Source organism: Mycobacterium sp. Dal123C01 (assembly GCF_052566995.1).
Genome location: NZ_CP199580.1, coordinates 4,285,570 through 4,309,392, shown reverse-complemented (window position 1 = coordinate 4,309,392; position 23,823 = coordinate 4,285,570). Strand labels below are relative to the sequence as shown.

Sequence of the window (23,823 nt, the reverse complement as noted above, 5' to 3'; positions counted from 1 at the left end):
GATGAGTGTCGTCATGGACGCTGAATTGAAACGCTGGCTGGATTCCGGCGAGTGCTTCGACTACCTCGGCTTCGACATCTTCTACCGCATGGAGGGCAGCGGACCGCCGCTGCTGCTGATTCACGGCTATCCGTTCAATTCCTTTGACTGGGCTCCGATCTGGCCGACGCTGATCCAACGGTTCACGGTCATCGCACCGGACATGATGGGCATGGGATTTTCCGATAAACCCGTGACCTACAACTACTCGGTGCACGACCACGCGGACATGCACGAAGCGCTGCTTGCGCATCTGGACGTCCGCGCCGCGCACATCCTGGCTCACGACATCGGCGACTCCGTGGGCCAGGAACTGTTGGCCCGCCACGAGTTCGCCCAGCAGGCCTACGGCGCGCTGCGCATCGACTCGATCACCTGGCTCAACGGAGGCATGTTCATCGAGTCCTACACGCCGCGGACGGCGCAGAAGCTGATGTCTCAAACCCCATTGGGCGACATCATAAGTCGAGTGCAGGACCGCCCGCTGTCCCGTCGCCTGCTAGAACCGACGCTGCGCGAGATGTTCGGACCGAATACCAAGCCCACGCGACACATGATGGACGTGTTCAATCAAATTTTGGATTACCACGACGGCCGCCGGGTCCTGCATAAGGTCGGCCGCTTCATCAATGACCGCTACATCCACCGAAATCGGTGGGTGCGCGCCATGCGGCAAACCAAGGTGCCGATGCGATTGATCGACGGCCCAATCGACCCGAATTCCGGCGCCCACATGGCTCGCCGCTACGCCGAGGTGATTCCTGAAGCCGATATCGTGATGCTCGCCGACGACATCGGACACTGGCCGCAGCTCGAGGCGCCCGACGCGGTGCTCACGCATTTCCTGGCCCACATCGACCGCCACACCGACGGCTGAGCTGCGGGCCGGCCGCGCATAAATTGTCGGCCTTTGTACAAGTCGTGGATATGTTTGCCGAGTAGCGTGCCCCCATGGCTTTCACAGTGACCTGGGCTGATGGCACGGAAATTACCTACGGGGACGAACTCCATTTCGACACCGATGGCGCCGTGCTCAAGATCGGCCCCGCCACGGGCAAGTGGACGTGGTACTTCTCGTCTCACCAATGGGCGCGCATCGAACACGAGCCGCAAACGTCGCTGCGACCCGAATTTCCGCGCGTCGCGACCGGCGTGCACTCATCGTCCGAGCTGGGTTCCTAGAGCCAGACTTGCCGGCTGGTAGGGTCCGCCCGCATGAGCCCAGGCGCCCAAACCAGAACCATCACGACGCAGGTACCCGCGCGACTGGACCGGCTGCCGTGGTCGCGGTTTCACTGGCGCGTGGTTGTGGGCCTGGGCGGTGTGTGGGTCCTCGACGGGCTCGAGGTCACGATGGTCGGCAACGTATCGGCGCGGCTCACCGAAAAGAGCAGTGGCATCGAGCTCAACCCCGCGCAGATCGGCTATGCGGCGGCGATCTACATCACGGGGGCGTGCCTGGGCGCATTGTTCTTCGGTCACCTGACGGACCGTTTCGGGCGGCGCAATCTGTTCATCCTGACTCTGGCGGTCTACCTTGTCGCCACCGTCGCGACCGCATTCGCCTTCGCGCCTTGGTATTTCTTCGTCGCGCGGTTTTTCACCGGCGCCGGCATCGGGGGCGAATACGCCGCCATCAATTCCGCGATCGACGAGTTGATTCCGGCACGGGTGCGCGGTCGCGTCGACCTGATCATCAACGGCACATACTGGCTGGGTTCGGCCGCTGGAGCCGCGGGCGCGCTGGTCCTTCTGGACACGTCGAACTTCCCGCCGAACATCGGATGGCGGCTGGCCTTCGGGATCGGTGCCATCTTCGGCATCTTTGTCCTCCTCGTCCGGCGCAACATTCCGGAAAGCCCACGGTGGTTGTTCATTCACGGGCGCGACGAGGAAGCCGAGCAGATCGTCGGCGAGATCGAACAAGACGTGCAGCGAGAAACCGGCCAACCGCTGCCCGAGCCGGAAGGCAAGCCGCTGAGAATTCGTCAGCGCCAAACGATTTCATTCCTGGAGATCGCCCGGGTGGCTTTCAAGCTTTATCCGAAGCGCGCGGTCCTTGGGCTCGCGTTGTTCATCGGTCAGGCCTTCCTGTACAACGGCGTGACGTTCAATCTGGGCACGCTGTTGAGCGGGTTCTACGGCGTCTCTTCCGGGAGAGTGCCGGTGTTCTTCATTCTGTGGGCGTTGAGCAATTTCTTCGGCCCCTTGGTGCTCGGACGCTTCTTCGACACGATCGGCCGCAAACCGATGATCAGCGGGACCTACATCGGCTCCGCGGTGATCGCGGTTGTCCTCGGGGTGGTGTTCGTGAACCAGACCGGCGGTGTCTGGACGTTCATCGTCGTGCTGTCAGCGGCGTTCTTCCTGGCCTCGGCGGGTGCAAGTGCGGCGTACTTGACCGTCAGCGAGATCTTCCCGATGGAGACCAGGGCGCTGGCCATCGCATTCTTCTACGCGGTGGGCACCGCGATCGGTGGCATCACCGGCCCGATCTTGTTCGGCGAGTTGATCAATTCGGGGGATCGAGGTCAGGTGCTGTGGTCGTTTCTGATCGGGGCGATCGTGATGGCGGTCGCGGGCCTGGTCGAGCTGTGGCTCGGGATCGCGGCCGAGCAACGACCCCTGGAAGATCTGGCATTGCCCTTGACGGTGGCCGACGCGGAGAGCCCGGACGATTCGCCCGCATAGGTTATCGTCGGCGACGTGGCGGTCCCGCGCGGCGACGTCGAGCCGTACTACGACCTCGGCTCCTACCACCGGGCCGTCGACACACCGTCGGCTCAGGCGCAGCTGTGGTTCGACCGGGGCATGGTGTGGGCTTACGCGTTCAATCACGAAGAGGCGGTGCAATGCTTCGAGAAAGCGCTTGGCCTAGACCCTGATCTGGCCATCGCCCGGTGGGGCATCGCCTATTCGGTGGGCCCCAACTACAACAAAGCCTGGGACGCATTCGACGCGGTCGAGCTGGACGCGTCGCTGGCTCGGGCGCGCGACGAGCTACGGCTGGCCACCAGCGGCCGCGCGACGGCTCTTGAGCGCGGTCTGATCGAGGCGCTGGCCGCGCGTTTTCCGACGGACGACGCGACCGACACCGCGGCACTGGCCACCGGTAACGCCTCGTACGCCGCAGCGATGGTGGCATTGGCGTCGGCTTACCCAGACGATATCGACGTTGCGGCCCTGACCGCGGACGGGTTGGTCAATCTGACGGCCTGGGCATTGTGGGACACCCACACGGGGGAGCCGGCCCCAGGTTCTCGGGTGGTCGAGGCCAAGCGAATTCTGGAGACGGCGCTGCAGACGCCGGCCGGCCGGTCCCACCCGGGCATACTGCACATCTACCTGCACACGATGGAGCTATCCGCGCATCCCGAGGAGGCGCTACCGGCGGCCGATCTGCTGCGCGGGCTGGCGCCCGACGCGGGCCACCTGCAACACATGCCAACCCATATTGATGTGCTGTGCGGTGACTATCGCACCGCTGTGGTGTCGAACCTGGCGGCGGTGCGCGCGGATCGCCGGTTTCTCGAATACGAAGGGCCGCTGAACTTTTATTCGGCTTACCGAGCACACGACTTGCACTTCGTCGTGTATGCGGCGATGTTTTCCGGCCAATCCCGTATCGCGCTTCAGGCCGCCGACGAACTTGCCGAGCAGCTCACACCCGAGGTGCTGTCCATCGAATCACCGCCGATGGCCGACTGGCTGGAGGCCTTCGTTCCGCTTCGGGTGCACGTCTTTATCCGCTTCGGCCGTTGGGAAGACCTGATCGCCGAGTCATTGCCTGCGGATCGGGATCTGTACTGCACCACCGTGGCGACGGTCCACTACGGCCGCGGCATGGCCTACGCCGCTAAAGGCCAACTGGCGCAAGCACGCGCCGAGCGTGACGCCTTCACCGCGGCGTACGGCCGCATTCCCGCGTCACGGTATCTGTTCAACAACACCAGTCGCGACATCCTGGCGGTGGCCGGCGCGATGCTAGACGGCGAGATCGCTTACCGGCAGGGGCAATTCGATCTGGCGTTCAGCCATCTTCGGCGCGCGGTACAACTCGACGACGACCTTCCCTACGACGAGCCATGGGGGTGGATGCAACCTACCCGCCACGCCTATGGTGCGTTGCTGCTAGAGCAGGGCCAGGTGGCGGAGGCGGCCGCCGTCTACGCTGCCGATCTCGGGCTTGACCCCACGGTGCGGCGATGCTGCCAACATCCCAACAATATGTGGAGCCTGCACGGGTATCACGAGTGCTTGCGGCGTCTCGGCCGCACCGCGGAGGCGACGATCATCGGGCAGCAATTGACGCTGGCGGGCGCGCACGCCGATGTCGCGATCACCGCGTCGTGCGCCTGCCGCCTGGGGCCCGCCACACTCTAAGTATCGTGTACTATACTCAGCATGACCGAGAAACTTCCGGCCCGGCTGGCGGAGCATCCCACCGTGCGAAAGGTGCGATCGCGCCAGACGCTGAAACCCGGTGTGCTCGACGCTGATTGGCTGCGCGAGATGTGCTTAGAGGCCGGCGTGGACGACGTGGGATTCGCCAGTGTCGATAACCCCGAGCTGGCCTCGGAGGTCGAGCACGTCGAGGCCGCGTTACCGGGCGCGAAGAGCTACATCTCGCTCGTGGCCAAGATGAACCGCGACAACATCCGCTCGACGGCGCGCAGCGTGGCCAACCAAGAGTTTCACCGCAGCGGCGAGCTGCTCAACGAGGCGGCCTATCGCATCGTGCGTCGTCTCCAAGATGCCGGTTACCGGGCGCTGAACCCGTCGGCGACCTTTCCGATGGAGATGGACAACTATCCCGGCCGGATCTGGGTGGTGGCGCACAAACCCGTCGCCGTTGCCGCGGGTCACGGCGCAATGGGTATTCACCGCAACGTGATTCACCCGAAGTTCGGCAATTTCATCCTGCTGGGCACGATAGTGGTCGACGCGCCGATCAGCAGCTACGGCGAGCCGTTGGACTACAGTCCGTGCCTGGAATGCAAGCTGTGCGTCGCGGCGTGCCCGGTCGGCGCGATCGGCAAGGACGGCAGCTTCGATTGGCTGGCGTGTTCGACGCACAACTATCGCGAGTTCATGGGCGGATTCACCGATTGGGTTCAGACCGTCGCGGATAGCTCCGACGCGGCCGATTTTCGTTCGCGGGTAACCGATTCGGAGAACGCGTCGATGTGGCAGAGCCTATCGTTCAAGCCGAATTACAAGGCGGCCTACTGCCTGGCCGTGTGCCCGGCGGGCGAGGACGTGATCGAGCCCTATCTGGACAACCGCAAAGGCTTCATGGACCTGGTACTAAAACCGTTGCAGGACAAGAAGGAAAACCTCTATGTGCTGCCGAATTCCAAGGCCAAGGAATACGCCGAACGGCGCTTTCCACACAAGCCGGTGAAAGTCGTCGACGGCGGGCGCTAGGCCTCTGTTCCGTAAGCGCGGGCGATGTCGGGGGAGTCCAGCCAGCCGGAGTAGGTGGGCCGCGACGGCCAGCCCTCGGGCGAATCGAGCCATTCCTCTTGCCGGCCCCACGGCAATATGTCGATAAGCGCGAACGAGTGGCTGAGTTGCTCGGTGCCCCGCCCATTCGTGTGCCAGGTGCGATACACCGTGTCACCGTCGCGCAGAAACACGTTGACCGCGAAGCCCCCGCCTACGGGCGCGTCCATGTCGGCGCCGAACGGGCTCTGCGACGACGAATACCACTGCATCCGATTGCCCACCTTCTGCTTGTAGGCCAGCGCCTCCTCGATCGGTCCGTTGGTGACGATGACGAAGCGGGCGTCGTAGTTGTCGAGGAACTCCAACCGGGTGAACTGCGACGTGAAACCCGTGCATCCGCCGCACTGCCACTGGGCGCCGTCCGCCCACATGTGGTGGTAGGTGATGAGCTGCGATCGGCCGCCGAACACGTCGACGAGGCGGATGGGCCCGTCGGCCCCGACGAGGGTGTAGTCGGACAACTCGAGCATCGGCAGACGACGCCGCTGGGCGGCGATCGCATCCAGTTCGCGCGTCGCGGCCTTCTCGCGCCTGCGTAGTTCAGCGAGCGCGGTGCCCCAGGTCTGCTGATCGACGATTGGCGGCAGGGCGTCTTTGCGCTTCAAGGACATGGGATTCACCTTTGCTATCGATGTCGACTCACAGGTATGACCGGCGGTGCAGCCGAAATTCATCGGCGCCACGGAGCGCCGTTGAAACCTGGGAACTCGCTTTGAATTTGTTTGCCCTGCATGTACGGGGGTATCTATGTCCAGACTTGACAGTCGTACGGGGGGACCCTGGGTCCGGGAAGGCACGCAACCATGGCTCAGAGGCTCGTTTCGCATTTCGCGGGTGTGCAGGACCATTACGACTTATGCGACGACTTCTTTCGCCTATTCCTCGATCGCACCCAAACCTATAGTTGCGCCTATTTCGAGCGGGACGACATGACGCTGGAAGAGGCCCAGGTCGCCAAGATCGATCTGGCGCTCAGCGAGCTGGACCTGCAGCCCGGTATGACGCTGCTCGATATTGCCTGCGGCTGGGGCACCACCATGCGCCGGGCGATTGAGAAGTACGACGTCAACGTCGTCGGCTTGACGGCATCGTGCAATCAAGCTGCCTACGTGCAGAAATGGTTCGACGAGATGGACACTCCGCGGAGCAAGTGGGTGTTGGTGCAGGACTGGGAAGAGTTCGCCGAGCCCGTCGACCGGATCGTCTCCATCGGGGGGTTTGAGCACTTCAGTCACGATCGCTACGACGATTTCTTCGACATGGCCTATACCGTCCTGCCCGACGACGGCGTCATGTTCCTGCACACGATCACCGGGTTGCCGTGCACCGACATGATGGAGCAGGACGCCGCAGACGCGGGTTTCAGCCTGACCCTGCGCGAGCGGCTGCAGCCGCATTACGTCCGGACCCTCGACCTGTGGACCGAGGCACTCGAGGCGCGCAAGGAAGAAGCCATCGAGGTGCAATCGGAAGAAGCCTACGAGCGCTACCTGCACTACCTGACCGGCCGCGCCAATGCGTTCCGCACCGGCCAAATCGACGTCAACCAGTTCACCCTCGCGAAGAACTGACTGCTGCCTCGTCGATGAAGTCGCTGACTGCATCTGGCTGTGATGCCAGCGACACTCCCTCCGTCGGATACGCCAGAAACCACGATTTCGCAAGCAACGACACGGTCAACTAGACGATAACGATTCACACATCGCCCTGGATTTGGCGACCGCCCCAATGGGAGGGTGATCCGCGTGAGTGTTCACGTCGACGAGCTGGCACATCGCCCCCGCACACAATGGCTGGACAGACCACCCCGACGCTGTGCGCGTGGTCACTGGCTGCTGCCGGGACACATGATCGTCGCAACCGTTCCGTGTTCCTGCGGCCAGCATGTCTGCTGGGAATGCGAGTGCGGTGCAGCAACGTATGGGCCTGAGTTGGCTGAGTCCTGCAGCCTGGCCAGTGGTCAGCGCGGATCTGCCGTCATCGAGTCGGTCTCGACGAAAAGGCTGCCCTGAAGCCGGCTTGCCGTCACTTCGTCACGACCGCCGAGTTGTAGTTGGGCGCCCACGCCCGTTCGAACGTGGCGATCGGAACCTGTTCGTCGCGGCCACTCTTGATGCCGCTGTCGTTGAGATGCACCACGCCGGCTCTGGTGTCGATGCCGGTGACAACCACGAAGTGATTCGCGGAGTCTCGATTGCCGGGCCGGTTCCAGATGGTCTCGGCATTGAGTAGGACGATCACTTTGCGGCTTTCCGCCAGATCCTGTTCCAGCGCATTGGTATTGGTCTGGACATTGTCGGCCCTGATCCAGTAGTGCCAGAGCAGCAATGGCAGGTCTCTGATGTCGGTGTTACCCGGCGGCTTCCATATCGGCCCGGAACCCGTTGCGCCAGAAGTATTTTCGGCTACGGAAGTGATCTGTCGCTCGGTCGGCTGGCGTCCGGTGATCTCGCCGACTACATCGGCCACCGCCATCTCGCCGCAGTCCGAGGCGTGTTGTTGGCGCCAATAGGGCGCGGCGGCCGCGGGATCGCCGTACATCCCGGCCTTGTGGTCGGCGTCCGGAACAGGAGGACCCGGGGCGGCGTGGACGGCAGCCGCCAAGCTGACCGATGCCGTAGCGGCGGTTGCGCATAACACAGCGACGACGTGCACGGCCGCGGCGACTTTGGTCGTCAGGGTGCGGGCCATGGGCATCCTTTTCTCGAGCCGCGGTGGCGGCGCGCCGCTGTAATGAGAAAAGGGTCACAAGGTGCCCTCTCCGGAGCATTAAACGGTAAGCCGGCGAAAATTGCGGACGAACGCGCTGAAATGTTGCCGTCGTGAGACGGGTTTGCTTGCCCAGGTACCGACCGGTGTCCGGCTCTTTGCATCACCGTGACTTTTTCAGCGCCGCTCGCACAGCGGGCCGACCGGATGCGCGAGCGATCACCCCGGTCGGTGTGACACGTCGGCCCATCGCATTCCGACCGGCCGCGCCGATGGTGGCTTTCGGGTCGCAGCGCCGCAGCCAACAATCCACAGCGGGCGAGCCGCGCCGTGTGTCGATAAGACCCCAGCACGCTGCGGCTTTCACCACGCGCCCGCCGGCGAAGGGCCATCCCGGCGGAGCTCTGACGCCGGCCGCACGACCAGGTTGCTGGGAGGCCCGCTCGGTGCCGGCTCCGAGCTGATGGGCCGGGCGCACTGCGTCGACGGCACACCCGCGTAAATCGGTGCTCGGTCACATATGACGCTGGTTCTCGTCACTCCCATCGCGACGGTGATAGCGGCGTTGCGACGCAGACGCGCAGGCGCCTGCGCTTTGCTACGCTTCGCGCCATGCACGCGGCAGCCGGTTGTTTGGCAGGCTTTGTCGTCGTGCGCTGTTGTCGCTGACTGTTCTGCCCGTGCGCGGTCTGGTCTCGAGTTGGCGAATTCTTCGAAGTCTTAATGCCCTTCCGCAGCAATGGGAACGACGTACCCAACTCCCGTACCGGAAGGCCGGCTATTGGTTAACGACATCGGTATCGCAGTGCGCTGGCGCCACCTGGTCGCACTCACCCTGGCCGCCGCTGTTGTTGCCGGGTGTGCGGGCGGTGCCAGCGACGCGATAGGCGGCGGCGGGCTGAGCAACGCGAACACCAAGATCACCCTGGTCGCGTATTCGGTTCCAGAACCCGGGTGGAGCAAGGTGATTCCGGCATTCAACGCCTCCGAAGAAGGCAAGGGTGTGCAGGTGATCGGCTCCTACGCCGCGTCGGCCGACCAGTCACGCGGCGTCGTCGAGGGAAAGCCGGCCGATATCGTGAACTTCTCGGTCGAGCCGGACATCACCCGCTTGGTAAAAGCCGGAAAAGTCTCCGCGGATTGGGACAAAGGAGCCGGCCGGGGCAGCCCATTCGGATCAGTGGTGACATTGGTTGTCCGCCAGGGCAATCCGAAGAACATCAGGGATTGGGACGATCTGCTTCGTCCCGGTGTCGAGGTGATTACGCCGAGCCCGCTCAGTTCAGGCTCGGCGAAGTGGAATCTGCTCGCCCCGTATGCCGCCAAAAGCCGTGGCGGCGCGGATAGTCAGGCGGGTATCGATTTCATCAGCAAATTGGTGCACGAACACGTCAAGTTGCGTCCGGGATCCGGGCGGATTGCTACCGCGGTCTTCTCCGAAGGCAGCGGCGACGTGTTGATCAGTTATGAGAACGAGGCCATCGCCGCTGAGCGGCAAGGTAGACCCGTCGAACACCTCATCCCGGCTCAAACCTTCAAGATCGAGAATCCGGTGGCGGTGGTGAGCACCAGCGAACACCTGGATGTCGCGACGGCCTTCAAGAACTTCCAGTACACCGCCGCGGCGCAAAGATTGTGGGCTCAATCCGGATTTCGGCCGATCGATCCGGCCGTCGCCAGCAATTTCCGGGACCAGTATCCGGTGCCGGTAAAACTGTGGACGATCGATGACCTCGGTGGCTGGAGCACCGCCGATCCGCAACTGTTCGACAAGAACACCGGCAGCATCACCAAGGTCTACATGCAGGCGACCGGATGACCGCCGCAGTCATCCCCAATCCGGAGGCGCTGCGGCCCGAGCTGGCCCAGCCGGGTAGCCGGCTTCCGGAGCCGCCGGAAGGATCCCGCGCGGGCCGGGGCTCGGGTTTCACGTCACTTCGAGTCGGGGTGACGGCGCTGTGGCTCTCGGTGATTGTGCTGTTGCCGTTGGCCGCCATCGCCTGGCAGGCCAGTGGCGGCGGCTGGCAGGCCTTCTGGTTGGCGGTCACCTCCCACGCCGCGGTGGAGTCGTTCCGGGTGACGTTTGTCATCTCCGCCGTGGTGACCGTCGCCGATGTGGTGTTCGGGCTGGCGACCGCCTGGGTCCTGGTGCGGGACAATTTCGTCGGGAGAGGGCTGATCGATGCGGTGATCGACCTGCCTTTTGCGCTCCCGACGATCGTGACCAGTCTGGTGATGCTGGCGCTGTACGGCAAGAACAGCCCGGTGCACATTCATCTGCAGCACACGCCTCCCGGGGTTGGCATGGCGCTGGCGTTCGTCACGCTGCCGCTGGTGGTCCGTGCCGTGCAGCCGGTGCTGCTGGAAATCGATCGGGGCGTCGAAGAGGCGGCGGCATCGTTGGGTGCCAGTGGCCCCAAGGTCTTCACGACGATCGTGCTGCCGTCGCTGGCGCCCTCGTTGTTCACCGGCGCCGGATTGGCCTTCTCGCGGTGCATCGCCGAGTTCGGTTCGGTGGTGACAATCGGTGGCGCCGTCCCGGGCAAGACCGAAGTCACGTCGCAGTGGATCCGGTCCTTGATCGAGAATGACGACCGTACCGGCGCGGCCGCGATATCCATTGTGTTGTTGTCGATCTCGTTTACCGTGCTGGTTTTGTTGCGGATCGTGGGTGGACGCGCGGCCAAACGAGAGGAGAAGGCCGCGTGACGTCGTCGTCCTGGATCCGCTACCTCACCCGGTACGTGACGTTGGCCTACATCGGCGTGATGCTGATCGCCCCGGTGTCGATCATCCTGTGGCGGACATTCCGGCCCGGGCTTAGCCAGTTCGTCGCCTGGATCACCACGCCGGCGGCGATCTCGGCGCTGAACCTGTCGCTGCTGGTGGTCGCCATTGTGGTGCCACTGAACGTAGTGTTCGGTGGGCTCACGTCATTGTTGCTGGCGCGCAACCGGTTCCGCGGTAGAGCCGTGCTGCAGGCGATCGTCGATCTGCCTTTTGCGGTGTCGCCCATCATCGTCGGTGTCGCGCTGATCCTGCTGTGGGGCTCGGCGGGCGCGCTGGGCTTCGTCGAGAACGACCTCGGGATCAAGATCATCTTCGGCGTGCCGGGCCTCATCCTCTGCAGCATCTTCGTCACCTTGCCGTTTGTCGTGCGTGAGGTCCAGCCGGTGCTGCTGGAGGTGGGGACCGACCAGGAACAGGCGGCGGCCACGCTGGGTTCGGGTCCGTGGCAGACGTTTTGGCGGATCACCCTGCCGTCCATCCGGTGGGGCCTGATTTACGGCACCGTGCTGACCACCGCGCGCACGCTCGGCGAGTTCGGTGGGGTCATCATGGTGTCGTCCAACCTGCCGGGGGAGTCGCAGACGCTGACGTTGCTGGTCAACGATCGCTACAACCGCGGAGCCGAGTACGGCGCCTATGCCCTGTCCACGCTGATGATGGGCGTTGCGGTGGTGTTTCTGATCGTCAAGACGATTCTGCTCATTCGCCGGAAACGGGCGAACGCCCCGGCCTGACCGGGGGGACGCGACGGGGGTCCTGGCGCGCCCGTAAGGATGCGCTGACAACTCTGATTGTCGTTGGCTACAACGGAAATCATGCAATGGTCGGCATTATGGCTGATGCATCGATGCGCTCACGACTGCCAACCATAGCTGTGGTGGTTCAGCGCTTCATCAAGACCGCGTGGCTCACCTATAGCTGGCTGTTCGTGCTGCTGATAACGACAATCGTCCAAGACGAACTCACTGGGCCGCAGCGGCATTGGCTGCTGCTACGGCATTCGACGAATATCTACCACTTGGGCATGGACCCGCTCGATGCCCTGGTGTCCAGCCTGTTGTGGATCGACGGCAAAAATCTGGCGCCGTATCTGGTGCTCTTCACCTTGTTTCTTGCGCCCGCAGAACGCTGGCTTGGTGAGCTGCGTTGGCTCACCGTGGGTTTGAGCGCCCATGTCCTCGCCACCTTTGTCAGCGAAGGAATCGTGTTCTTTGCGATCGAGGAATACCAAGCGCCCGAGCGCTTGGTGAATGCACGCGACATCGGGGTGAGCTACTTCTTGGTCGGCGTGGCCGCCGTACTGACGTATCACATCGCGGTGCCGTGGCGCTGGGGCTATCTTGGTGTATTGCTGCTCGTCTTCGGCATCCCACTGATCACGATGAACCACACTGTGTTGAACTTCACCGCGATCGGCCACTTCAGTGCGATCCTCGTCGGGCTCTGCTTCTACCCGGCGACGCGAAACCGCCCCGGCCGGCCACTGAACCCGGCAACACTCGTAGGAGCCATCCGACGACACCGATGATGCCGGGTAGGCGTTCGGCCCGACTCACCCGGTGGCGACCGTGCCCTCTTGCCCGCGTCGCCGATGCCGGATCGTCCTTGGTGCTGGTGTCGGCACACGCCGACACGTCGTCTCCTATTCGAAACCGGTGAAGCGCAGCGTTGACGCGTGCGTAACAAGTTTGCCATCGAAGGTTCCTACTGTGGGGCGGTCCACCTTCTGCGAGCGAAGGTCGTGGCCCCCCTCAGCGATAGGAACTCCATTGAGCGGAAACGCAGCGCGCCTGCAGGCGATCAACGACGTCGAGGCATACGTCCCCCCGGCCATCAGCTTCGTAGCCGGTGAGGCCCCCGGCGAGATCTTCGGCTCCAACGTCTTCACGAAGGCCGAAATGCAGGCGCGGCTGCCCAAGGCGGTGTACAAGTCCGTGGTGGCGACCCTCGAGAATGGCGCCAAGCTTGACCCCGCGGTCGCCGACGCCGTCGCAGTCGCCATGAAGGACTGGGCACTGGAGAAGGGCGCTACCCACTACGCCCACGTGTTCTATCCGATGACCGGCCTGACCGCCGAGAAGCACGACAGCTTCCTGGACCCCGTCGGCGACGGGACCACGCTCGCCGAGTTCGCCGGTAAGACCCTCATCCAGGGCGAGCCCGACGCCTCCAGCTTCCCGTCCGGCGGGTTGCGCAGCACCTTCGAGGCGCGCGGCTACACCGGCTGGGACGCCACCAGCCCGGCTTACGTCCTGGAGAACCCGAACGGCAACACGCTGTGCATTCCCACGGTCTTCGTTTCGATGACCGGGGAGGCCCTGGACTTCAAGACGCCGTTGCTGCGCAGCCAGCAAGCCATGGGCATCCACGCCGAGCGAATTCTGACGCTGTTCGGTCACAAGGACCTCAATAAGGTGGTCTCGTTCTGCGGCCCGGAGCAAGAGTATTTCCTCATCGACCGGCACTTCTTCCTGGCGCGACCGGACCTGGTCAACGCCGGCCGCACCTTGTTCGGCGCCAAGCCGCCCAAAGGGCAAGAGTTCGACGACCACTACTTCGGTGCGGTGCCCGAGCGTGTCCTCGGCTTCATGATGGACACCGAGCGCGAGCTGTTCAAACTCGGCATTCCCGCCAAGACCCGGCACAACGAGGTGGCCCCCGGCCAGTTCGAGCTGGCGCCGATGTTCGAACGGGCCAACATCGCCTCTGACCACCAGCAGCTGACGATGACGATCTTCAAGACGATCGCTAAGAAGCACGGCATGGAATGCCTCTTCCACGAGAAGCCCTTCGCCGGCGTCAACGGGTCGGGCAAGCACGTCAACTTCTCGATGGGCAACTCCGAGCTGGGTTCGCTGCTCGTCCCGGGCGACACCCCGCACGAGAACGCTCAGTTCCTGGTGTTCTGCGCCGCGGTGATCCGCGCTGTACACAAGTTCTCCGGGCTGCTTCGGGTGTCGGTCGCGTCGGCGACCAACGACCACCGCCTGGGTGCCAACGAGGCACCGCCCGCGATCATCTCGATCTTCCTGGGTGAACAGCTCGCCGACGTGTTCGAGCAGATCGCCAAGGGTGAGGCCACGTCGTCGAAGGGCAAGGGCACCATGATTATTGGTGTCGACACCCTGCCACACCTGCCGACGGACGCGGGCGACCGCAACCGGACCAGCCCCTTCGCGTTCACCGGCAACCGGTTCGAATTCCGTGCTCCCGGCTCCGGGCAGACGGTTGCGGTGCCGTTGATCGTGCTCAACACGATCATGGCGGACTCGTTGGACTACATGGCCAGCGTCCTGGAGCAGGCCGTCGCCGACGGTGAGGACTTCGACAAGGCGGTGCAGACATTGCTCACCGAGGTCATCACGGAACACGGGGACGTGGTGTACAACGGCGACGGCTACTCAGAGAAGTGGCAGATCGAGGCGGCCGAGCGCGGCCTGCCGAACCTCAAGACCACGCTGGACGCCGTTGGCGAGCTGATCAAGCCAGAGGCGATCGAACTCTTCGAGAAGTACGCGGTGTTCAGCGAGCGCGAGCTGCACAGCCGCTACGAGGTGCGCCTCGAGCAGTACGCCTTGACCGTTGCGGTCGAGGCCAAGCTGGCATTGGAGCTCGGGACGACGGTCATCCTGCCCGCCGCGATCCGCTACCAGACCGAGCTCGCGCAGAACGTCGCCGCTTTGAAGAAGGCCGGCGTGGAGGCGAACACGGCTGTATTGGAAGCGGTTTCGACGCCAATCGCTGATCTGGCGGCGGGCCTGGCCACGCTGAAGTCGGCCCTGTCGGATCATTCAGCGGAGTCGGCACTCGACGAAGCCACCCATGGCCAAGAGGCGCTGCTGCCGGCGATGGAAGCGGTGCGTTCCGCCGCCGACACCTTGGAAAGCGTTGTAGCCGACGACCTGTGGCCGCTGCCCACCTACCAGGAGATGCTCTACATCCTGTGACGGACCTCGTCGGAATCCACTGAGTCCGTCGTCGGGCGTGGGGGTCTGCCGCGCCCGCGGAGCTTGATAATCCCGAGATCCCCACGCCTGGCGACTCCCGTCGCCCTGACACGGTCGACAGGGTGCGCGCGAAAGCGCCACGCTGCACATACCGCACCTGACGCGTTAAGTTTTGAAGGGACGGAGATCGCCCGGTCAGGGGAGAGCATGAGGCCATTTGACGACGGCCCGCGACGGGCCGCGGAGCTGGAGGCATACCACGCGCTCTGGAACCTGTGGCGCTCTTCGCAGCGAACGCTGACAGACGTGCAGAACTGGGAATCTGCTTGCCGAATGCTCGAGACGCACTACACCGTCAACAAAGCCCGCCAGGACCCCGAAATCTGCGAGATGCGGATTCGCTACTTGGAGATCGCCGAGCCCCTGCCCCGGCTCGCGGACTTCGTGCAGCCCCCCGCCTACGATCGGCTGCCCGATGCCCAGCGGCAGCTGGCGGAGGCTCGCTACCAGTACCAGTTGGCCCGCCGCCGGCACCCCGTGCGCGAGCAGCAGCGATTGAAAGAACTCGAGACAACCAGGGCGCTGTATGCAGCGGTGAAGGCCGCTGAAGCGAGAGCCAGGGTCGAAGAGATCACGCGCCAACGCGAATGGCAACTGAGCCGATGGCCCAAAGACGTTGTCCTGGAAAGCGAAATCTACAACCTTGACGGCGTGGCCGTCCAGGTAGACCGGCAGAACGTCAAAATCGAATCCCAGGTAGCCGCGCTGACCGATCTGCTTCGAGCGGGATTGCGGCACCTGCCGGATGCGTCGACGTCTGCTCCGTCCGATAGCGATCGCACTGGCACTCCGGCGGATTTGACGGCACACGTCGAATCGGTCCTGACGGCGATGCCATTGCCGCGCGGTATCGCCCCCAAGGCCGCCGTTGAGTATTTTCCCGTTGCGCGCCAGTTGGTCGTTGAGTATGAACTGCCCACGGTGGATGTCGTGCCGAAGGCCAAGGCCTACCGGTACGTCAAAACCCGCGCGACGGTTGTCGAAACGGCGCGACCGGCCGGGCAAGTAAAAGCGTTGTACGCCAGCACTATTGCACAACTCACGTTGTTATCTCTGGCGACCGTCTTCGAACTCGGCGGCGAGCACCAATTCGAGGTGGTGATCTTCAATGGCGTCGTCAATACGCTGGATCCGAGCAGTGGTCACCCGATCCGGCCATGCTTGATCAGCCTGCGCGTCGACGCCGCGACCTTCGCCGGGATCAACCTCGAAGACGTTGATCCATCCGTTTGTCTCAAAAGGCTCTCGGCGATGGTGTCGCCGAACCCGACTGAGTTTGTCGCGGTGCCGCCGCTGGCTGAGTGACTAGCTGTACGTGTCCCACCACGCGTGGAGGTCTTCGATGCTGGCCGGGTCTCCGGAGACGTCGCTGAGCATGAGCTTTTGGTCGTAAGTCCAGATCACATTCGGGTGGTTGTCGTATGTTCCGCACGCGAGCATGCCGGCCGTCTCGTTGGGACCTTGGTCGTAGTGCCAGTTGGCGGGTGACCGTGACTCCCCACGACATTTCACCAGACCAACGTTGGCGACGTCATCGGTGAAAGCCTTCTTCAGGCTGTCGGGAGTCGGGAACAGTCCGTAGGTGGCATGACTGGGGCCGCCGGGCTGAGTGTTCGGGCCGCAGGTCACCATCGCCACCGCGTTTACCCATATGCTGTCCGACGCGGGAGTGGCCGGTGTACACACGCCGGCAGGGTAGCCGGACGGGAGCAGTCTCAGCAGTCGGGCTTGGTCATTGCTGGGAGCATCGGTGGATGCCGGTGCGGTTTTCCCCGCGCCTGTCTTTGAATGTTGTTGGCCGGAGGGCTTCATCGTCAGCCAGATACCAACCGTTGCTGCGGCGGCGACGAGAACAACGGCGGCCGCGCCCAGGATCAGCCAGCGGTTGCGTGTCCGCGGCGTTCCCGGTTCATCCGATCCTTCGGTGGCGGGCTCTTGCGGCGGCGGTGGGCTGTCCGGCTGCGTGTCGTGTGGCCGTGCCGCGGTTTCCGTGCGGCGCAGGATGGTCTGGGCACGGTCGCGCTCTGGTCTGGAAAGCGCGTCGTGTGCGGCTTCGGCAAGGTCACCCGCGGTCGGGTAACGCTCGATCGGAGTCTTGGCCATGCCGCCCGCGATCACGTCATCGAATGCCTCGTCCACCCCGACCCCTTGTGCGCTGGGACGGGGGATGGGTTCCATCATGTGGGCGGTGACCAGCACGCCGGCGCTGTCGGCGGGATAGGGCGGCGCCCCGGTCAAGCATTCGTACAGCACGCAGGCCAACGCGTACACGTCGGCGCGGGGTGTCACCTCGTCATTCGAAAAGCGTTCGGGGGCCATGTATTTCCAGGTGCCCACCGCGGTGCCCAGTTGGGTGAGTTTCTCGTCGGTTTTCGCACTGGCGATTCCGAAGTCGACCAGATAGGCGAAGTCGTTGCCGGTGATCAGGATGTTCTGCGGCTTGACGTCGCGGTGCGTCACCCCGGCGGCGTGGGCGGCATCCAGCGCCGAGGCAACCTGATGGATGATGGCCACCGCCCGCGCCGCGGGCAGCGCCCCGTCCCGCACGAGCAGGCTGCCCAAGTCGATGCCCTCGATGAGGCGCATCTCCAGATACAGTTGCCCGTCGATTTCGCCGTAGTCGTGGATCGGGACGACGTGAGGTTCCAGCAACCGGCCGGTGATGCGGGCCTCGCGTTCCATCCGCTTGCGAAACACCGGGTCTTGGCTAAAGGTGGGCGACATCAGTTTGAGCGCCACCGTCCACTCTTTGACGGTGTGCTCGGCTTCGTAGACCTCGCCCATCCCGCCGCGGCCCAGCAGCCGTTTGAGGTAGTAGGGCCCGAACATCGTCCCCAACCGCGAGTCCTGCGCGCCGGTCATCGCTGACTCCTATTCACGGCCTGGCATTCATGACGGTAGGCCCGACCAATGTCACCGCTCGAAAACTACAACATCGCGGTGTCGCATGCGCGATCGTGCTACCCGCGCGGGGTCGGTGTTTTCGCGGCGAGCCGTTGAGACTCGGCGAGATAAGTTATGCCACAGCGTTTTCGAGCGCACTGCAGCATCGGGGTTTGCGGTCCGCCCCTGACACACGTGATCCGGGGTTACCCGAGAAGCTTGGTAAGCCAGGTCGCGTCCTGGTAGTTCAGGGACTTGCTGCCGTCCCAGACGAACGGTGTGCCAGTGGCGTTGAACCCGGCCAGCGTCGCATCGGCGGCCTCGGCCTTTGCCTTGGCGGTGGCGACGTCTTCGCCCGATTTGATGCAGTTGATCGCGCTGGCGTCGACGCCGAGGGTCTTAGCCAGTTGGGCTAACTCGCCATCGGCTCGATCTTCTGGGGCGCCCTCTTGCGGCTGGAAGTCGCTGGCGAACAGGCCCGAGTAGAAGGCGGTGTAGACCTTCGGATCGTTCTGGGCCGCGACGCAATACGTCGCCGCCACCGCGCGAGTCGAGTAATTCTTGCTGTGCGACTTGTCGTCGAGGAAGTTCAGCAGGTGATAGCGCACCGCGAGTTTCTTGTTGTTCACCGCGGTTTCGATGTCGCCCGCATTCGACCGGATGAAGCTGCCGCACGGCGGGCAGATGGGCTCGTTGAAAATGTCGATCGTTATCGGCGCCGCCGAGCTTCCGACGAAGACGCCGTCATCGAGGACGCGGAGCTCGATCGCGTCTGAGGCCGGCGCGGGTGGCTGCGACGCGGACGGGCCCGACGACCGCCACGGTTGGGCGACAACGAGGACCACGCCCACTAGCGCGACAACGATGAAAGCGGCAAGACCAACCCAGAGCCAGGCGTTACGCGCTCGCCGGGGCGGCGGTTGGCCCCACGACGGCGTCCCCGTGCCGGCGGCATCGCCCGTGCCCCAGCCGGGAGCGCCGGGCCATCCCGTTGGCTGTGGGATGGGGCCGCTCGGAGGATACGGCGACGCGGTAGCCGACGCGGGCCAACCCGGAACCTGTGGCGGGGTCTGGCTCGCCATGGCAGGAGGCGAGGGCGCGAAGCCGATGGGCGGCTGACCCGCGAACGCCGCCGGTAGTTCGGCGGCCTGACTGCGCTGCAAAATGTCGGTCGCCCGGTCCTGATCGGGTGTGGCCAGGGCGGCGTACGCGGCCGCGGACAGATCGCCGCAGGTGGGGTAGCGGTCCAGCGGATCCTTGGCCATCCCGCGTGCGATCACCCCGTCGAAGGCGGTCGGTATGCCCGGCCGCGCCGCGCTGGGCCGCGGGATCGCCTGGTGCAGGTGCGCGCTCATCACGCTGACCTGATCACCCTGGTACGGCGGGGATCCGGTCAAGCACTCGTACAGGACGCAGGCCAGCGCATAGATGTCGGCGCGGTAGGTGACGTCGGAGTCGCTGAACCGCTCCGGGGCCATGTACTTGAAGGTGCCCACGGTGGTGCCGAGCTGTGTCAGCTTTTCGTCGGAGGTGGCGCTGGCGATCCCGAAGTCGACCAGGTAGGCGAAGTCATCCGCGCTGACCAGGATGTTCTCCGGTTTGACGTCGCGGTGCGTCACACCGGCGGCGTGCGCGGCGTCGAGCGCGGAGCCAATCTGGCGCACGATCGCGACCGCCCGGGGCGGAGTCAGCGGTCCATAACGGCTGAGAATGGTGGCGGCGTCCAGGCCGTCGATCAGGCGCATGTCCACATAAAGTTGCCCGTCGATCTCGCCGAAGTCGTGAATCGGCACGACGTGAGGTTCCTGCAGTCGCCCGGCGGTGCGCGCCTCACGCTGCATACGGGTGCGGAAGACCGGATCGTTGGACAGCGTCTGCGACATCAGCTTCAGCGCGACGGTCCGTTCGCGTACCGTGTCCTCGGCCTCATAGACGTCGCCCATCCCGCCGCGACCCACCAGCCGCCGCAGCAGATAGGGCCCGAACTGCGAGCCCTCCCGCGAACCCGCGTTGTCACCCATCGACGACTCCTCTGTGCCAGGCATAAGGCTAGTAGTTTGGGCCAGCCGGGGGCATGGTGAATAGACAGAATGCCAGCTAATTCAACAACCCGGGCATAAGACGTCGATAGCGGTGGCAATGCGCGCGGCCGCTTATTGCAGCCGAAAACACGCACCTGACCAGCCGTCAATCAATTTCGTTAACGGCGTTCCTCGTCACCTGCGCGCCGTTCGGTGAGCCCCTCCCGCGACAGCGCCCTGAGGAAGCCGTAAGCGTGAATCCCGGTCTTACCGGGATTCTTGACGATCCATTCGTTGATATTTCCCAGCGCAGTGGCCAAGTCGTCGCGTTTGATCCGTACCAGGTACGTCTGTCGATCGTCGTCGGGATCGTCGCTCGAGTCGGCGACTGCGACGGGATTTTTGAATGCGTACGCAATCCCGTGCACGGAATCGTGGTTCAGCGCCCAGCGAAGCTCGTTGGGCCGCAATCCGTTCACCGCTATGTTGCGATAACCGTCATCGTCGTCTGAATTGTTCACCGGGGCGATGGTCCTCTTCTGAAAGCGGGGGAAAGTAGGCCGCGGGGGATTGAAGGTGATGCCACACAGGCAATTCGACGACCGTTTGGTGTTCTGTCACCCCACCGAAACCCGGCGCTTGCCTCGGATTCGCCTGCGGATTGCCGGGGCAGGGGATGGGCCCAGCCATCCGCTCGGGAATTGCACCGCCTCATAAACCCACCGTGGCACAGCACCGTGTTTGGCGCCATCGGAGCAGGACAGCGCGGGTTATCCGGGACGGCGATTTAACCGTTGCGGGGCTTCCGGTTTCGGACATGAGCCGGGGCGAGCGTCGTAGAGTGACCGGCAACCCATCAACGTTGGCTGGGAGGACGCATGGCCGAACGCATCGAAACACAACGCACGATCCCGGCATCGGCGCCAGAGATCTTCGGGCTGCTGTGCGACCCGCAGGGCCACGTGGCGATCGACTCGACGGGGATGCTCCAAGACGCCGACGGCGATCCGGTGGGGGCGGTCGGCGACAGCTTCGTGGTCCACATGGACCGCGAAGCGCTCAACGACTACCCGCAACTCGGCAGGTACGACGTCACCGTCGAAATCAAAGAGTACGAACCGGATCGCCTCATCTCGTGGACGGTTCTCGGCCAGCTTCGCCCACAGATTGGGCACATCTACGGCTTCCAGCTCGAGCCGGCCGACGACGCCGCGACCACCGTGGTCACCTCGTTCTACGACTGGTCCACGATCGACCCGAAGTGGCGGGACGCCGGGATTTTCCCGGTGCTGTCCGAGGGCGCCCTGCGCGCGACGCTGGGCATTCTCGACCGCACTGTCCGCCGGGGTTACCCGCGGGGTTAACCGACCGGGCGGCTCGACAGTTCGTGGTCAGCGGCGGTACTTCAAGAACAGGTAGTCGTCGCAGACCAATGCGTGCTGGAGCCGCAACGCGGCCGGCAGGGCCAATCGTGACGGCTGCCGTCGGTGACCCACCGGCTGGCTCGCCGCGAGCTTGGGGGCCAGCGTGACGCAGACCTCCACGACGATGTCGGCGTCCACCAGTTCGTCGAGCAGTGTGGGTCCGCCCTCGCAGAGGACCCGGGTCAGACCGTGCGTGCGCAGCAGTGCGACGGCCAGCGCGACATCCACGGAGTCCTCGCCGGCCACCAAGACGCCGCATCGTTGATCGCTGGTGCCGTCGTGCCGCGCCGCGGAATCCGCGCAGGTCACCAATAGCGGCGGCTGGCTGGGGTCGCCGACGAGTCTGCTCGGGAGTTCGCAGGTCCGGCTGATGACCGCGATGGGGGGCGGCTTGGTCTTTCCTTGCCGATGCCGTTGGGCTTGTTGTGTCTCGCTGAGCTGCACCGGGCCATAGTTCTCGGCACGGGCGGTGGCGGCGCCGACCAGAACCACATCGGCGAACCCGCGCAGGATCTTCAGCAGCTGTTGATCGATCTGGCTCGACAACGGACCGGCGCGACCGCCGAACGCGGCGGCGCCGTCGGCGCTGAAGATCATATTGACGCGCACCCCGTCGGGGGGGTCGGCATAGAACGACGCGAGTTCGGTGACGTCGCTGACCGTGCCGACACGGGGTGAATCGTTCACCGTGTCCGCTTGAGGACGGTGCTCGGATGCGCTCATGCCTCGTGGCCCGGCTCCAGTGAGCGGACATCGCCAAAAGACACCCACTGCTCCAGCGCGTCCGGCGGATCGCCATCCAGCGGTTGCAGCAGGTGTCCCACGTGATCACCGAGGGAGAAACGATCGAGGATCTTGCCGACGAACCAGGCGGCCGCATCGTCGAGGATGGGTAACTGCGCCGGGCCGCGGTGCCACCGGCAGCGGTCGAACTTGTTGGTCTGGTCGCCGGTCTGACTACCGAACAGTTCGACCAGGTCGATGTGCTCGATATCGAACACATGTACTGCCAGATGCGTGGCGTCCGTGGCCACCCGGAAGGTGTGATTTTGGATGGACAGGCCTACCAGGAAACGCGGCGGACGGATGCTGACCTGGCAGGCGAAGCCCACCAGGCAGCCGGCAGTGGTGCCGTTGGCCTGCGTGGTCACGACGAACATCGGATAGTTGAGCAGCGCCACCAATTTCTCGAATGCGTCAATCCCGGGCTCGCCCACCCGCTCTCTATTCCCATTCAGCCCACGTTGGAATCACATCGACCGGAAATCGCCGTAGCGACCGGAGCAAGACGGCCGGGCCCGGACCGCGCTAACCGTCTGCGGGCGAGCGGACGGTTGGGGCGGGACTCGACGATTCCGCGTCGTTGGCGAGCGCGGTCTGCCGAATCACCTTGTGTACGAAGCCCAGTTTGCGGATCACCGGGGGCGGGATCTCAAAGGGGTAGAGCGGCTGTTTACCCATCGAGGTGTTGATGCGGTTGAAAAACAGTGCCAACCACTTCCAGTCGTAGAGCAGCTGCTCGATGGGGGCGTCGGCGTAGGAGGCGAGCGGAACGATGTCGCGAGGAACGGCGACGTGCGCACGATCGGCGACCAGAATCAAACCGGCCTCGCCAACGGTGTTGATGGTGTCGGTGATGTGCAGATAGTGGGCAAAGCATTCCGCGAAGTCCTCCCACGGATGCATCGTCGCGTACTCCGAGATGAACGACTCGTCCCAGTGCTCCGGCGCCCCGAATTGGTAGTGACGGGCGATTTCGGCTTGGTAGTCGGCCCGTTCGTCGCCGAAGAGCTCCCGGCACTCGTCGAGATGGCGCACTCCGGGGCCGGTCTCCACCAAAAGGTTCTGGTAGTAGTGACCGACCTCGTGCCGGAAATGTCCCAGCATCGTGCGGTAGGGCTCGCCGAGACGCACGCGCAGTGACTCGCGGTGGGCGTCCAGCGATTCCGTCAGATCGATGGTGATCACCCCACCGGCATGACCGATCACGATCTTCTGTCCGGTGCTGTAGCTGGACAACAAGTCGAAGGCTAGTCGGCCTTCCGTCCGCCAGAATGGGTCCACCGGAAGACCGATGTCCAGCAGCTGATAGATGAGTCTGCGCAGGTCAACCGTCGTGGATACCAGCTTCTCCACGGCGATGGTGTCATCGGCGGCCGGTTCGCGCCGGATCAGCGAATCGGGCAAGCAGCGTCCCCGGCTTGCCTGGTCTGGGTGTTCTTCGGGCACCAGCCAGTTGCAGCCGAGATCGAGGGCCTTGGTGCACGCGATCCAGCGACAGCCGTCGATGACCGCGGCATTCGACGCCGTCGCCACCATCGTCATCGTCGGCGCGTGAAATCCCAACGCGGCTTGGCAGTTCGGGCAACGATGCGATTCGAACGCTACAAACCCGCGGCACACCGGGCAGGGGAACGCACGCACGCGATCATCGTGGCATAC

At 64.2% G+C, this 23,823-nt stretch carries 21 protein-coding genes; 13 read left to right on the top strand and 8 right to left on the bottom strand.

All coding sequences use genetic code 11. The annotated features are described in order from the left end of the window. The first annotated feature begins 13 nt into the window (after positions 1 to 13). From ACTXG5_RS20290 to ACTXG5_RS20270, 5 genes are all read left to right on the top strand, one after another. On the top strand, positions 14 to 916 hold the full coding sequence (locus tag ACTXG5_RS20290) for an alpha/beta fold hydrolase (RefSeq protein ID WP_445160497.1): 903 nt from the start codon (positions 14 to 16) through the stop codon (positions 914 to 916). Between the two features lie 74 nt (positions 917 to 990). Beyond that, positions 991 to 1,221 carry a hypothetical protein gene (locus ACTXG5_RS20285; protein ID WP_445160496.1) on the top strand — a complete coding sequence of 77 codons (231 nt, stop codon included), beginning with the start codon at positions 991 to 993 and terminating at the stop codon, positions 1,219 to 1,221. Positions 1,222 to 1,254: 33 nt separating this feature from the next. Next, positions 1,255 to 2,730, top strand: coding sequence for an MFS transporter (locus ACTXG5_RS20280; protein WP_445160495.1), 1,476 nt, complete (start codon positions 1,255 to 1,257; stop codon positions 2,728 to 2,730). Positions 2,731 to 2,745: 15 nt separating this feature from the next. Next, positions 2,746 to 4,422, top strand: coding sequence for a tetratricopeptide repeat protein (locus ACTXG5_RS20275; RefSeq protein WP_445160494.1), 1,677 nt, complete (start codon positions 2,746 to 2,748; stop codon positions 4,420 to 4,422). A 21-nt stretch (positions 4,423 to 4,443) separates the two neighbouring features. Next, positions 4,444 to 5,466 carry an epoxyqueuosine reductase gene (locus ACTXG5_RS20270; RefSeq protein ID WP_445160493.1) on the top strand — a complete coding sequence of 341 codons (1,023 nt, stop codon included), beginning with the start codon at positions 4,444 to 4,446 and terminating at the stop codon, positions 5,464 to 5,466. Here ACTXG5_RS20270 and ACTXG5_RS20265 read toward each other — a convergent pair. After that, complete coding sequence (locus tag ACTXG5_RS20265) at positions 5,463 to 6,158, bottom strand: DUF899 domain-containing protein (protein ID WP_445160492.1); 696 nt, start codon at positions 6,156 to 6,158, stop codon at positions 5,463 to 5,465. The genes ACTXG5_RS20270 and ACTXG5_RS20265 overlap by 4 nt on opposite strands. A gap of 192 nt (positions 6,159 to 6,350) precedes the next feature. Between ACTXG5_RS20265 and ACTXG5_RS20260 the strand changes: the two genes are divergently transcribed. Further along, positions 6,351 to 7,118 carry a class I SAM-dependent methyltransferase gene (locus ACTXG5_RS20260; protein ID WP_445160491.1) on the top strand — a complete coding sequence of 256 codons (768 nt, stop codon included), beginning with the start codon at positions 6,351 to 6,353 and terminating at the stop codon, positions 7,116 to 7,118. A gap of 454 nt (positions 7,119 to 7,572) precedes the next feature. Here the strand turns inward: ACTXG5_RS20260 and ACTXG5_RS20255 are convergent, their stop codons facing one another. After that, positions 7,573 to 8,238 carry a C39 family peptidase gene (locus ACTXG5_RS20255; RefSeq protein ID WP_445160490.1) on the bottom strand — a complete coding sequence of 222 codons (666 nt, stop codon included), beginning with the start codon at positions 8,236 to 8,238 and terminating at the stop codon, positions 7,573 to 7,575. Between the two features lie 757 nt (positions 8,239 to 8,995). Between ACTXG5_RS20255 and ACTXG5_RS20250 the strand changes: the two genes are divergently transcribed. The 6 genes from ACTXG5_RS20250 (at position 8,996) to ACTXG5_RS20225 (ending at position 16,358) form a co-directional block, all read left to right on the top strand. Beyond that, positions 8,996 to 10,075 carry a sulfate ABC transporter substrate-binding protein gene (locus ACTXG5_RS20250; RefSeq protein WP_445160489.1) on the top strand — a complete coding sequence of 360 codons (1,080 nt, stop codon included), beginning with the start codon at positions 8,996 to 8,998 and terminating at the stop codon, positions 10,073 to 10,075. Continuing rightward, complete coding sequence (locus ACTXG5_RS20245) at positions 10,072 to 10,965, top strand: ABC transporter permease (protein ID WP_445160488.1); 894 nt, start codon at positions 10,072 to 10,074, stop codon at positions 10,963 to 10,965. The genes ACTXG5_RS20250 and ACTXG5_RS20245 overlap by 4 nt, the downstream gene beginning before the upstream one ends. Further along, positions 10,962 to 11,780 (top strand): sulfate ABC transporter permease subunit CysW, encoded by an 819-nt coding sequence (cysW, locus tag ACTXG5_RS20240; protein WP_445160487.1) that lies wholly within the window; start codon positions 10,962 to 10,964, stop codon positions 11,778 to 11,780. Before ACTXG5_RS20245 ends, cysW begins: the two co-directional genes overlap by 4 nt. Before the next feature lie 98 nt (positions 11,781 to 11,878). Continuing rightward, positions 11,879 to 12,574 (top strand): rhomboid-like protein, encoded by a 696-nt coding sequence (locus tag ACTXG5_RS20235; RefSeq protein ID WP_445160486.1) that lies wholly within the window; start codon positions 11,879 to 11,881, stop codon positions 12,572 to 12,574. Between the two features lie 241 nt (positions 12,575 to 12,815). Next, entirely contained in the window at positions 12,816 to 14,993 is a 2,178-nt protein-coding gene (locus tag ACTXG5_RS20230) for a glutamine synthetase III family protein (protein WP_445160485.1), read from the top strand. Between the two features lie 207 nt (positions 14,994 to 15,200). Then, positions 15,201 to 16,358 carry a hypothetical protein gene (locus tag ACTXG5_RS20225; RefSeq protein WP_445160484.1) on the top strand — a complete coding sequence of 386 codons (1,158 nt, stop codon included), beginning with the start codon at positions 15,201 to 15,203 and terminating at the stop codon, positions 16,356 to 16,358. Here ACTXG5_RS20225 and ACTXG5_RS20220 read toward each other — a convergent pair whose 3' ends face one another. The 3 genes from ACTXG5_RS20220 to ACTXG5_RS20210 all read right to left on the bottom strand — a co-directional run bounded on the left by ACTXG5_RS20220 (position 16,359) and on the right by ACTXG5_RS20210 (position 20,478). Continuing rightward, the gene (locus tag ACTXG5_RS20220; protein ID WP_445160483.1) at positions 16,359 to 17,915 is read right to left on the bottom strand and encodes a serine/threonine-protein kinase; all 1,557 of its coding nucleotides are present in this window, start codon (positions 17,913 to 17,915) and stop codon (positions 16,359 to 16,361) included. A gap of 227 nt (positions 17,916 to 18,142) precedes the next feature. Then, a complete protein-coding gene (locus ACTXG5_RS20215; RefSeq protein WP_445160482.1) occupies positions 18,143 to 19,957 on the bottom strand; it encodes a protein kinase domain-containing protein in 1,815 nt (604 codons plus the stop codon). 179 nt (positions 19,958 to 20,136) lie between these two features. Then, entirely contained in the window at positions 20,137 to 20,478 is a 342-nt protein-coding gene (locus tag ACTXG5_RS20210) for a hypothetical protein (protein ID WP_445160481.1), read from the bottom strand. Positions 20,479 to 20,835: 357 nt separating this feature from the next. Between ACTXG5_RS20210 and ACTXG5_RS20205 the strand changes: the two genes are divergently transcribed. Next, the gene (locus ACTXG5_RS20205; RefSeq protein ID WP_445160480.1) at positions 20,836 to 21,321 is read left to right on the top strand and encodes a polyketide cyclase; all 486 of its coding nucleotides are present in this window, start codon (positions 20,836 to 20,838) and stop codon (positions 21,319 to 21,321) included. A gap of 27 nt (positions 21,322 to 21,348) precedes the next feature. On the opposite strand, the gene ACTXG5_RS20200 is transcribed toward ACTXG5_RS20205, so the two are convergent. The 3 genes from ACTXG5_RS20200 to ACTXG5_RS20190 form a co-directional block, all read right to left on the bottom strand. Further along, entirely contained in the window at positions 21,349 to 22,068 is a 720-nt protein-coding gene (locus ACTXG5_RS20200) for a pyrimidine reductase family protein (protein WP_445160479.1), read from the bottom strand. Positions 22,069 to 22,100: 32 nt separating this feature from the next. After that, positions 22,101 to 22,541, bottom strand: a complete 441-nt coding sequence (locus ACTXG5_RS20195; protein ID WP_445164516.1) for a flavin reductase family protein — start codon at positions 22,539 to 22,541, stop codon at positions 22,101 to 22,103. Positions 22,542 to 22,689: 148 nt separating this feature from the next. After that, entirely contained in the window at positions 22,690 to 23,805 is a 1,116-nt protein-coding gene (locus tag ACTXG5_RS20190; protein ID WP_445160478.1) for a zinc-binding metallopeptidase family protein, read from the bottom strand. Positions 23,806 to 23,823: the final 18 nt, after the last annotated feature.